The organism is Kribbella hippodromi, assembly GCF_039531045.1.
In the GTDB taxonomy this organism is placed as follows: domain Bacteria; phylum Actinomycetota; class Actinomycetes; order Propionibacteriales; family Kribbellaceae; genus Kribbella; species Kribbella hippodromi.
The window spans coordinates 1-12,214 of sequence record NZ_BAAAPH010000047.1 but is presented as its reverse complement, the minus strand read 5'-3'; the positions used below and the strand labels follow the sequence as shown (position 1 = coordinate 12,214).

The window sequence follows — 12,214 nt, the reverse complement described above, 5'->3', positions numbered from 1 at the left end:
ACCCTCACGGCATAGGCTCCCTACCCAGCCAGTCCAACTTTCGGGGACCAGTTCAAATCCAGGGGTCAGCCCCTCAACTGAACGGTTGTCCCAGCCGGCAAGCCACGCCGAACTCGCGCGATGTGCGCCCGCCGGGTGCAGCGCGGGACGGGTGCAGTGCGAGTCGCCCGTGCGCTTCGTGCCAGGCGTCTGGGGCGCCCGGGAGGGTGTTCAGTACCACGGGGCTGGCGAGGTCGGCGGTGGGTGGATTGCGTACGAGGCTCGCGGTCCGTACGGGTGCACTGGGCTCGCGGTCCGCGCGGGCGTGCGAGGCTCGCGGGATCTGCGGTCGGTGCAGGTTGTGCCGACAGTGGATGCAGTACGGCCGGGGTGCCTGCAACGGAGGGGATGTTCGGTGCGTCCTCGGGGTGATGAGCGCGTCGGCCTACGACACCTGCGGCGCGCGCGGGACCAGCGCGAGGGGTGCGATGCGTGGCGCGGCTGGGCTGACCGGCGTGTGCGGAGTGGTGGGCGTGGGTTGGTCGGGTATGGGCTGACCCGCGGGTGCGGAGTGGTGGGACAAGGGTTGGTGGGGTTGGGGTTTGGTGGTTGGGTTCTTGGGCGGAGGGTGTGGGATGAGGCTGGTTGATGAGATGGATGGGATGTTGCGGCGGGCGGGGGCTCGGTGGCGGGGTGATCAGGCTGGGCGGCCGGAGCTGGGTGCTGCGGGCATCGCGCGTGCTGGGCGGAAGGGGCGCCGGTGGGTTCCCGTGGTTGCGGCCGCGAGTGTGGCGGTGGTCGCGGCGGGGGTGCTGGTCGTCCTTCCGAACCATCGAACAGGCGTGAACGACGCGGCCGCATCCGTCGTGGAGGGTGCTCCAGGGCTGGATCACGGACAGGGCGCTCCAGGGCTGGATCACGGGCAGGGCGCTCCGGGGGTGGAGCACGGGCTGAGTGGGGCCGGGCCGGCGAGGGTGAGCAATCCGGCGGCTCCGGACGCGTACGGGCTGAGCGCAGGCGCAGGTGGACCTGCCGCTGAGCCGAGCGCAGGCGCAGGTGGACCAGCCGATGGGACGAGCGCAGGCGCGGGCGGACCAGCTGGTGAGCGGGGCGTTGGTGTGGGTGGACCAGTTGGTGGGTCGGGCGTTGGGGTGGGTGGGCCTGGTTTGGGTGGGGTGGGTAATGGTGGGTTGTTGGTGAAGGTGGGGGACAGGGTTCGGGTTAGTGGGCGGGTGATTGGGGTTCCGGGGAAGGTGCCGGTGTATTGCGCGCCGCTTGCGGTTCCGGCCGTCGGGTATGCGGTGGGGCAGGAGCCGGCGCCGAGTTGTCCGGCGGAGTTTGCGGTGGCGTTGAACGGGGCCGACCTGGATCGCATCACGGGCATCACCACGATCAAGGGCGTACGTACGGGCAGCGCGACTTTCACGGGGATCTGGCGTGGCGGGTCGATCGACGTACGGGAACAGTCCGCGATGGTCGTACCGAAGCCGGATGCACTGCCCGCGCTGCCGTGCGCGGCGCCCGCAGGTGGTTGGCAGCCCAAGGCGAGCAATGTGTCGTCGCCGGTGGTGACGGGGTTCTTGGCGGCGCACGCTGATCAGGCGTACGGGCCGGTCACCTACTACCCGTACGGCACCAGTCGTGGCGCTCCGGTTGTGATCATGGTCGGGGTCGCGCATGGGGATCTGGGCGCGTTCCGGGCTGCGTTCGAGAAGGTGTACAGCGGGAACTTGTGCGTGACGCCCGTACTGATGAGCCGGGCGGATGACGAGCGGGTCAGCAACGCGCTCGCGTCGACCGTGAACGCGAAGGGCCTTGGGATCTACGCGTCCGCCGGCGCCGGGATGACGGGCGGCCCGGCGACAGTGTCGATGCTCGCGTACACGGAACGGGTGAAGGCGGCGCTCACCCCCATCGGACTCAACCTGATCCAGGCAAACCCCCAGATAAAACCCGCACGCTAACCGCCGCCCCAAGCCCTGGGCCCCAAGCCCCCGCGCCTCAAGCCCCCGCGCCTCAAGCCCCCGCGCCTCAAGCCCCCGCGCCCCGCGCCCCGCGCTCCGCGCCCCGCGCTCCAAGCCGCGCGCCCTGCGCCCCGCGCCCCAAGCTCCGCGCCCCACGCCCCAAGCCCCACGCCCCACGCCCCAAGCCCCACGCCCCACGCCCCACGCTCCGCGCCCCAAGCCGCGCGCCCTAAGCCCCCGCGCCCCGCGCCCCGAAGCCCCAAGCCCCAAGCCCCGCGCCCCGCGCGCGCCGCTGGGCCGGAGGGCCGGTGCCGCTGTGCTTGGGGTTACGTGGTGGGCGGAGCTTCGGGCCACCACAATCGACGGCGGTCCGCCCACGACTGCGGGGGCGGGTTCCAGGCGGCCGGTTGTGATGGCCTGGAGGTCCGGGGGTGCTGTTCCATCAGGGTCGAAACGGGGGACGGGGGTGTGGTTGGCGTGTCATCGTGTGCGCATCCGTTCGCGCGCGTGAGGCAGGTGGCGTATGGCGAAGCTGGTGACTGGGGCCGTTGCGGTGCTTTCGTTGGCCATGTCGGGATTGCTGCCACTCGCGGGTGACCACGTCGCGGACGGCGCGGCAAGACAGGCGACGGCAGCGTACGAGACGGCAGCGTACGAGACGGCAGCGTACAAAACGGTGCCAACGGGATCAGCCAAAGCGGGTTTCGCGGCGGTGGAGCCGCTCCCGGCGCATCCCAATACCCTCCGGAATCCGGTACGGGAGAACGCGGCCGATCCATGGATGGTGTTTGCTGAGGGCAACTACAATTTGCTCTACACGCACGGAGACAAGCTTGTCGGCGTATCCGCACCATCGATCGACGGCCTGGCCGCCGCCCCGCAGCAAACGCTCTGGCAGCCGCCTGCCGGTGAAGCGTGCTGCAACCTCTGGGCGCCAGAGATCCACCAATTGGACGGCAAGTGGTACCTCTACTACACCGCCGACAACGGTACCGATTCCCAGCATCGCATGTTCGTGCTCGAAGCCGATCACCCAATGGGCCCCTACACCTTCAAAGCAAAACTCGACACCGGCGACGCGCATTCGATCGACGGCAGCGTACTGAAACTCCCCGACGGACGGCTCTTCCACATCTGGTCGAGTGGACGCGCGGACGGCCAGAACCTCTACATAGCGCCGATGAGCAACCCCTGGACTATCAGCGGCCCACCGGCCCTGCTCGCTCGCCCCGATCAACCCTGGGAGCAGAACGGCCGCAAAGTCACCGAAGCCCCGGTCGCCCTGGTGCACAACGGCAAGGTGTTCATCTACTACTCCGGCAGCGCCTGTGAATCGCCCGACTATTCACTCGGCGTACTCGAACTGACCGGCACCGACCCGCTCATTCAAACCAACTGGACCAAATCCGGTCCCGTCTTCAAACGTAACGATGCTGCGTGGGTGTTCGGTACCGGCCACAACGGCTTCTTCGATTCACCGGACGGCAAGGAAACGTGGCTCGTCTATCACGCCGTCACCAGCACGAACGGAACACCGGCCGGAAGTTGCAGCGCAGGTCGTACGGTCCGCGTCGGCAAAGTCACGTACGACGCAACCGGCAAACCCCAACTAGGAACGCCGACCGCCGCGTGGCAAACCGTCACCCTCCCGTCCGGCGACCCAGGAGCCGACATAGTTGCCAACGGCATCTACGAGATCTCGCCGAAGAACGCGCCGAACAACCGGCTGGAGGTCGACGCCTGTTCGGCCGCCGATGCCGCGACCGTACAGGTGTACACCCGGATCGCCGACAGCAGATGCCAGAAATGGCGACTCAGTTATCTCGGTGACGGCTCGTACAAATTCCTCAACAATGACAGCGGAAAAGCGCTCGATGTCTCCGGCTGTTCGGGCGCGAACGCCGCCAAGGTCATCCAATGGCCGTACTGGGGCGGTGACTGTCAAGAGTGGTACCTGGACGCGATCGGCGGCGGGTACTACAAGCTGACGTCCAAGGTCGGCGGCAGAGTGCTCGACGTCGGCGGATGCCTGACGACTCCGGGCGCGGACGTCGATGTTTGGCCGTACTGGCAGGGCGACTGCCAGCAGTGGAAGCTGGAGAAGGTCGGATGAAGCGCTGGATCGCGGCGCTCGCCGCTGTCGCACTGGGCACCGTCGGGCAGCACGCGGTGGCGCAGGAGCAAACCCCACAAGCCTTTCCGGACGTGAAGACGCGTGCGAAGGGCATCATCCCGCCCGGCGGAATGCTCAGTTCCAAGACCGGCGGAAACACCGTCGACGCCGAGCTGCGCGAGGACACGCCCCGCGCGGACGGACGCCATCACTACGATTCGCGCAAGCTGATCGAGCGGCTCAAGGCGATGCACGTCAACACGTACCTGTTCGGCCTCTGGGAGTCGCCAACTGATTGGGACGACCTACGCAGCGAGTTCGCGCCGCTGGCCCGCGCGGCCGGGATCGACATCTGGGTGGACCTGGTGCCGCCGACCGAATGCCAGACGGATCGGCCCGAGGGCGCGTACCTGGAGGGGTACTGCTCGCGACCGTTCAAGCTGGACTTCATCGCCTGGGCGCGGAACATCGCGACGCTGTCCCTGCAGTACCCGAACATCAAGGCCTGGCAGGTCGACGATTTCCTGGCCGGGGACAACGCGAAGCTGTTCACGCCCGACTACCTCAGCAGGGTCAAGGCGACGCAGGACGCGATCAATCCGAACCTCGGCCTGCTCACCACGATGTACCGCTGGGACTACAGCGACGAACACCTCGATCGGCTGGCGCCGTACATCGACGGCGCGATCTTCCCGTACCTCGGCGGTTCGCAGAGTACGAGCGATCCGCGGTTCGTCGCCACCCAGCTGGACGAGCTCCGTGCCAAACTCACGCCCCGGCATCTCGACCTGATTCTGCTGCTGTACACCGATCGCTTCCTCGACGCCGCGCTGCCGCCGAGCCCGGAGGCAGTCAGCGAGGCGCTGAAGCAGGCGATGCCGTACGCGGCCGACGGCCGGATCGGCGGCATCATCGCGTACGGTGCCCCGGTCAACTATGATCGCCGGCCGACGATTGCCTCGAACAACCTTGCCCAGACCGGTGACGGCCGGCTGAGCTTTGCCCAAGGCAACTACACGACCGCGGCCGCGGGTGGGTACTCGGAGGCGTACCAGCAGGTCACGGTCGATCCGAACGCGGGCAGCTGGAAGCTCGATTTCGCCACGTACGACCAGGTCAGCCGCACGCCGTCGAAGGCGGGGAAGCTGTTCAAGGAGGTGCTGGTCGACGACAAGGTGGTCTGGCGGTCGGATGTTGCCGATGAGTTCGGATTCACCTGGGCGCCGGCTTCGGTCGATCTGACCGCCGCGCTCAGGGGGAAGACGACCGCCAAGCTGGCCCTGCGGCTCGCGGTTGATGGTGCGGCCAACTTCCCGATCGATGTCGGGTTCGACAGCCTGGTGCCGAGCGGTTTCACCGTCGCGAACTTCGGCTTCGAGGACGTGAACCCTGCGACGCGTACGTGGAAATTCACCCAGCGGAGCGACAGCGTTTATGGCGCGATCGAGAAGGTAACGCCGCATCAGGCAAAGGATGTGTACGACGTGATCGCCGCCGCTTTTGCCGGCCAGCCCGCGCCCGCGGTACCGACGACGCCGTCCAGCCCGATTCCGGCCAATCTGCCGCGGACCGGATCGGTATACCAGCCGGGTGGAGCGAACACGATTCAGAACAGCGCGATGTACGGCAAAGGGCGGCTGAGCTTGTTCGTACCGGAACGCACCGCGACCGGGACAAGTACGTGCATCTGGGCCGAACAACGAATGCCCGTGGACCCGAATGCGCCGCGGTACGAGATTTCCTGGTGGGATTACGACGGGTACGCGGCCGATCTGTGGGGGTACCACCTGAAACAGGTCTCGATCGTCACGTCGAAGGGCCGGAAGCTGCTCAGCAACGTCGATGCCGCGAGCTCGCCGAAACTGTGGATGAATGGCCAGGGCGGATGGGGACCGATCGACATCACGCAATTCGTCCGCGGTGAAAGCTCGGTGGTCATGCAGTTCGCATTGTGTGAGCAGCAAGGGGTCGGCGATTACCTGATCGACGTCGGTTACGACGAAATCGAGGCTGTCGGCCTGACCGTGACCAACGGTGGTTTCGAACAAGGCAGCACGGGCTGGACGATTGTCAGCCCGCACCCCGGCATGCAGGCCAAGGTAGTAACCGCTCCCTAACCGACAGCAGGAGGCACCGCCCATGCCGTCCCGTTCGCTCCTCGTCCTCGCGGCTGCCCTCGCCGCTCCCCTCCTGACCCTGCCCGCCGCCAACGCGTCCACAGCACCCCCGACCGTTGCCAACGCGTCCACGGCACCCCCGGCCAACGCAACCGAAGCCCCGGCGGCGGCCAAGGGAACGGTCGGCTGGGACACCCTGCGCCAACTGGACCGCCTGCCCTACCTGTCCCCAGGCACCAGCACCCGCCAGTTCTCCGGCTTCGCCCGCGACGGCAGCAACAACGACGGCTTCAACGGAACCTACTCATGCCTCCGCGAAACCGCCGCCGGCTGTGTGATCGCGGAGGACTCCGGCCCGGGCCAGATCGACTCGATCTGGTTCACCCGGCTGCGCAACGGCGCCCCGGACGTCACCGACACCGGCACGATCGCGATCACCCTCGATGGCACGACGGTCCTGAATCGCTCGCTGAAGGACGTCACCGACGGCCGGGTCGGCGCGCCGTTCGTACACCCACTGGTCGCGAACGCCAGCCAGGCCGGCGGCGGCTTCCAGATCAAGGTCCCGATGCCGTACCGCCAGTCGATGCAGATCGTCGTCCAGCACAACCCGCTCTTCTACCACGTGAACTACCGGCACTTCCCGGACGCGGACGGCATCACCACCTTCACCCCGACCGACCCAGCAAACGACGTACTCGACAAGCTCCGGGCCGCCGGCACCGCCGACCCCAAGCCGCCCGCGGCCGGCACAACGACCTCAGCACAAACGCATGCCTTGGGCAACGGGCAAGAAGTTGCCTTCGGCACCGTCCAGGGTCCGGGCGCGATCAGCGCGCTCAAACTCCGCTTCGTCGGCGTGAAACCATCGGACGCCCAACTCGCGGGCCTCCGCCTGAAGATCGCGTTCGACGGCCGAACCACGGTCGACTCCCCGGTCGGTGAGTTCTTCGGTACGGGCCTGGGCGCGTACGCCGTGAAATCGTTGATGTTCGCGGCCGATCCGGCTCCCGGCGGATGGTTCACAAGCTGGTGGCCGATGCCGTACCGCTCGTCCGCAACCGTCTCCCTGATCAACCAGAGCGGCGCCCCGATCGGCGACGTCGAGCTCCAGCTCAGCAGCGCTCCGGACAGCAAATGGACCACCGACCTCGACGGACCGGCGGCGTACTTCACGACTGTCTCGAACCGCGGCCGCACCGCGTGGGGCGACGACTGGCAAGTCGCGAACCTGACCGGGCGCGGAAAGCTCGTCGGCGTCGCCCAGACCATGTCGATCGGCGCGGAAATGGGGACGAACCGCGGATACCTCGAGGGCGACGAGCGGGTCTACATCGACGGGTCGCTCTCCCCGCAGCAGCACGGCACCGGCACCGAGGACTTCTACGAAGGCGGCTGGTACTTCGCCGGTGGACCGTTCAGCGCAGCCTTCACCGGCAACACCGCGCACGAGGTACAGGCGGCGGGCTGCGCGCGCGAGTGCGACGCCGTGTACCGGCTCCTGCTCAACGAGTCGATGTCGTACGACTCGTCGTTCCGCTTCGGGATCGAGCACGGTCAGCAGAACGACTGGTTCGCGGACTATGGCTCGACCGGCTTCCTGTACACGCAGCCGACTGTCAGTACGCGCGAGACCGATGCGGTCGATCTCGGCGATGCGACGGCGCGATCGGCGCATGAGTACGCGGACAGTGGCACCGAATCGGCCCTGACGAGCGTGGCCGAGGGCGATCTGGACTACCTGCCGATGACGGACCAGGTGCGCTCGGGGAAGGGTGCGATCACGTTCCGGATGGAGGTCGACGCGGCCAACCAGGGCGTGCTGCTGCGGCGTACCTCGGACCAAGCGGCGGCGTACCAGGAAGCAACCGTCAGCGTGGACGGCGTACCGGTCGGGACGTGGCGCCAACCACTTGGCAACGGGAAGATGCGCTGGCTGACCGACCAGTTCCCACTGCCCACGTCGTCAACCGCCGGCAAGACCAGCATCCAACTGACGATCACCCCAACCGGCGCCCCGGCGTGGACCGCGTCCCGCTACCTCGCGGCGTCGATTGTCTCGCCGTACACGCCCGTCGACCAGCCTGCGCCGCTTGGTCTGGGCGCGACGCCGCGCGATCACTCGGTCCTGCTCAACTGGAACAGTGCGCTCGGCGCCACCTCGTACCGGATCTACTCCGCGACAACCGCCGACGTACCGATCACTCCGGCAAACCTGGTCGGCACAACACCAGTACCCGCGTACCTGCACAAGGCGCTCCGCGGCGGTCAGCAGCGGTACTACAGGGTGGTCGCGGTCGACGCGGCCGGCAACGCCAGTACGCCGACGGCCGTCCTCGCGACCGCCGCGAAGCGGTCCACCGTGTCCGATGTCGACGGCGACGGCAAGGACGACGTGGTCACGTTCACCCGCGGTGACCAGGCCGATGTGTACGTGGCGAAGTCCACCGGCCAGCGGTTCGACGGCGACGGACAGCTCTGGCACCCGTCCTTTGCCCTTGGCAACGAGATCCCGCAGACCGGAGACTTCAACGGCGACGGTCGCGACGACATCATCACGTTCACCCGCGGTACGAAGCACGAGGTCTGGGTAGCGCTCTCCAACGGCGTGAACGGCTTCCTGCCGGCCACCCGCTGGCACACGTTCTTCGCGCTCGACGGCGAGGTGCCGATGGTTGGCGACTTCAACGGCGACGGGCGCGACGACATCGTCACGTTCACGCTCGGCACCACCCACGACGTGTACGTGTCGCTCTCCGACGGCACCAAGTTCGTCGAGACCAGCTGGCAGTGGCACTCCGACTTCGGCTGGCCCGGCGAGGTGCAGGACGTCGGTGACTTCGACGGCGACGGCCGAGACGACATCGCGACCTTCACCCGGGGCAGCTCGGCCAGCGTGTACGTCGCGCTGTCCGACGGGAAGTCGTTCCTCGGGACCGGATGGAAGTGGCACGGGCATTTCGCGACCGGGACCGAGACCCCTGACGTCGGGGACTACAACGGCGATGGGCGCGACGACATCGCGACCTTCACCGGCGGTACGGCGGGCGATGTGTACGTGGCGACGTCCACCGGCGGATCGTTCACCGGCGATGGGGATCTTTGGCACGGGTCGTTCGCGTTCAACGCCGAGGTACCGGGGTCGGGTGACTTCAACGGTGATGGGCTGTCCGACATCGTCACGTTCACTCGGGGCAGTACTGCCGATGTGTATGTTGCCACGTCGAACGGGCACGACTTCGTATCGGACCCGCAGGCACCGCTCTGGCACAGTCACTTCGCTGAGGGCACCGAGTGGCCGGCACCCTCAGCACTCCGGCCGTAGCTCCGGCCGGTGGGGCAGGCTCCGGCTCCGGCTGTAGCTCAGTCCGTGGCTCAGGCGGTGGTGAAGCTCTGGTAGTCGTGGAAGAAGTCAACGAGCAGGCGGGCGGTCGCTGCGGGCTGGTCGATGGCGGGGGAGTGGCCGGCATCCGGTACGACCTCCGCCTCCACACCGAGCGCAGCGGCCATCGCTTGTTGCACCGGTATCGGCCAGCCGTCGTCTGCCGCACCGTGCAGCACCTGCGTACGTACGCCGGACTTGGCGAGCTGGTCCGTCTTGTCCTCGGCATCCGTCAGCCGACGGGTGATCTCCGCCAAGCTGGTCGGTACGTTACCGGTGAACCGCTTCCGCAAGAACGCCGCGACGTCAGCGGCCGGCGGGACGTACCCAAGGGCCTTGCTGTCGTGCTCTAGCTTCATGTTGTACACCTGCTCGATCGGGAGGTTCTCCAGCCCGAACGCCAGCATCTGCAGGCTCTGCAGCGTGGGCTCGTCCGTGAACGCGGCCGGACCGGAGCACATCAGGCTGATCGTGGAGAACACCGACGGGTCCGTCAGTACGGCCTCGCGCGCCACCAGCCCACCGAACGAGTGCCCGACCAGCTGGCTGTAGCCGCCCAGGGCCTTGCTCATCGCCACCACATCCGCGCCCAGCTCAGCCAGCGAGTACGCCGACTTGTCAGCCGGACCTGGCGTCTCGTACTGACCGCGCTGGTCAACCGCCACGGTCCGCCAGCCGTACCGGCACAGGTGGTCGACCAGGGGAGTGAAGTCCTCTTTGCTGCCCGTCCAGCCCGGTACGAGCAGCACAGTGCCCAGCGGCGTACCGATGTCGGGTACAGCGGTCAGCGTGGCGAACGAGCCACGCTCGGTCTCGAGGGTCTCGGGGTGCACCCCATCGGGCAGCGACAACGTACGCGGCGTACTCACATACCAGAGCGTACCGAGCGGCGGTGCACTGTGGGTTTCGCGGTGCGGCACAATGGCCGGGTGCCCCGCACTCTCGCCGTCGCCAACCAGAAGGGCGGCGTGGCCAAGACAACCACCGTCGCCACCCTCGGCGCAGCCCTCGCCGAGCTCGGCCAACGGGTGCTACTGGTCGACCTGGACCCACAGGCCTGTCTGACGTTCTCAGTCGGGGTGGACCCGGAGGACCTGGACAAGTCGATCCACCAGGTGCTGCTCGGCGGCGTGAAGGCACGGGACGTGCTGGTCTCGTACGACGACGCTCCGGATCTGCTGCCCGCGACCATCGAGCTGGCGACCGCGGAAGTGCAGCTGGCCCGGGAGAGCGGTCCCGAGGCCGCATTGCGTACTGCATTGCGCTCGCTGCGGACGTCGTACGACTGGATCATCGTGGACTGCCCGCCAACGCTCGGACTGCTCACGGTGAACGCACTGTCGGCGGCGTCCGATGTACTGATCCCCTTGCAGTGCGAGACGTTGGCGCATCGTGGCGTAGGGCAACTACTTGACACAGTGCATGACGTACGCCGCCTGACGAACCCTGGTCTGAACGTGCTGGGCGTACTGCCGACGCTGTACGACGGTCGCACCACGCACGCCCGCGCCGTACTGGAGACGATCGCCGACACGTACTCGCTGAACGTCCTGGAACCGGCGATCCCGAAGTCGATCCGGTTCGCGGAGGCGCCGGCTGTGGGGGAGACCGTCCTCACCACCGCCCCGACCTCCCCCGGCGCAACCGCCTACCGCACCCTGGCCAACACCCTCCTCTAAGCCAGCCCCGTCCCCGCCCCCGTCCAGCGCCCGGAGCCGGGGCCGCCGGGCGCTGGCCGGCGCGGCGCTCGGATCTACTCCTCGGCCGGCTGCTGCGGTGCCGGTTGTGTGAGTGGGCGTGCGATCGGGTGGCGGAGGCGGTGCCGGAAGCGCCACAGCGGTACGCCGATGATCGCGAGCAGTAGCAGGAACGGCAGTACGGCGCCGACCCCCTTCGCCAGCGCGGAGAACACCGCGGTAAACGCATGCCAACCGCCCTTGAGACCGGCCACGAACCCCTTGTCCTGCTTGGGTTCGGTCTGGACCGGGGGCTTGCCCTTCGCGGTCAACGTCAGCGTGAGCGTGGCGAGTTCCGTCTGCAGCGATAGGTTCTTCTGCTTCGCCAGCAGCGCCTCGAGATCGGATTCGCGGCGAGTCAGCTCGCTCTCCACCGAGACGATGTCGCCGATCGTGTTCGCCTTCGTCATCAACACCCGCATCCGATCCAGACTCGCCCGCTGCGACTCGATCCGGCTCGCCACGTCCACAACCTGCTCGGTCACATCCGTCGACTCCTGCCGAATCGACAGCCTGGTCCCCAACTCGGACAACCGCTGGATCGCGGTCTCGTACGCCTTCCCCGGCACCTTCAGCACCAGGTTCGCCCGGGTCACCTTCCCGTCCGGATCACTCCCGGTGTCCTCGGACGCAACCACCCCACCCAACCCAGCAACCACCCCCACCGCCTTCTGCCGCATCCCCGAAACATCTTCCCCCTCAACACTCAATTCCCCCGTCCGAACAACCGCCCGCCCCGCCAACACCTCCCCATCCCCATCACCCCCACCCTTCCCACCCACCTTCCCCACCCCCGACTGCCCCACCCCGGAACTCGGCTGCCCCGCCCCCGCCTTCCCCGCGCCCGACTGCCCCACGCCGGAGCTCGACTCCCCTGCCCCCGCCTTCCCCGCGCCCGAGCTCGACTGCCCAACCCCCGTCCC

General features: G+C 67.7%; 7 protein-coding genes. 5 read left to right on the top strand and 2 right to left on the bottom strand.

The features are described from left to right. The first annotated feature begins 1,322 nt into the window (after window positions 1-1,322). From ABD260_RS37305 to ABD260_RS37290, 4 genes are all read left to right on the top strand, one after another. Entirely contained in the window at window positions 1,323-1,943 is a 621-nt protein-coding gene (locus ABD260_RS37305; protein ID WP_344241681.1) for a hypothetical protein, read from the top strand. Between the two features lie 523 nt (window positions 1,944-2,466). After that, complete coding sequence (locus ABD260_RS37300; RefSeq protein ID WP_344241679.1) at window positions 2,467-4,056, top strand: family 43 glycosylhydrolase; 1,590 nt, start codon at window positions 2,467-2,469, stop codon at window positions 4,054-4,056. Beyond that, window positions 4,053-6,173 (top strand): hypothetical protein, encoded by a 2,121-nt coding sequence (locus ABD260_RS37295; RefSeq protein ID WP_344241677.1) that lies wholly within the window; start codon window positions 4,053-4,055, stop codon window positions 6,171-6,173. The genes ABD260_RS37300 and ABD260_RS37295 overlap by 4 nt, the downstream gene beginning before the upstream one ends. Window positions 6,174-6,195: 22 nt before the next feature. Beyond that, entirely contained in the window at window positions 6,196-9,498 is a 3,303-nt protein-coding gene (locus tag ABD260_RS37290) for a DUF2961 domain-containing protein (RefSeq protein WP_344241675.1), read from the top strand. 50 nt (window positions 9,499-9,548) lie between these two features. Here the strand turns inward: ABD260_RS37290 and ABD260_RS37285 are convergent, their stop codons facing one another. Beyond that, window positions 9,549-10,424, bottom strand: coding sequence for an alpha/beta fold hydrolase (locus ABD260_RS37285; protein WP_344241673.1), 876 nt, complete (start codon window positions 10,422-10,424; stop codon window positions 9,549-9,551). Between the two features lie 60 nt (window positions 10,425-10,484). On the opposite strand from ABD260_RS37285, the gene ABD260_RS37280 reads away from it, so the two are divergent. Next, a complete protein-coding gene (locus ABD260_RS37280) occupies window positions 10,485-11,234 on the top strand; it encodes a ParA family protein (RefSeq protein ID WP_344241671.1) in 750 nt (249 codons plus the stop codon). Window positions 11,235-11,308: 74 nt separating this feature from the next. Here ABD260_RS37280 and ABD260_RS37275 read toward each other — a convergent pair whose 3' ends face one another. After that, on the bottom strand, window positions 11,309-12,037 hold the full coding sequence (locus ABD260_RS37275; protein ID WP_344241669.1) for a DUF4349 domain-containing protein: 729 nt from the start codon (window positions 12,035-12,037) through the stop codon (window positions 11,309-11,311). Window positions 12,038-12,214: the final 177 nt, after the last annotated feature.

Coding starts and splice junctions, on each gene's coding strand:
- ABD260_RS37300 (WP_344241679.1), top strand. CDS start 2,467: ATGGCGAAGCTGGTGACTGGGGCCGTTGCGGTGCTTTCGTTGGCCATG.
- ABD260_RS37295 (WP_344241677.1), top strand. CDS start 4,053: ATGAAGCGCTGGATCGCGGCGCTCGCCGCTGTCGCACTGGGCACCGTC.
- ABD260_RS37290 (WP_344241675.1), top strand. CDS start 6,196: ATGCCGTCCCGTTCGCTCCTCGTCCTCGCGGCTGCCCTCGCCGCTCCC.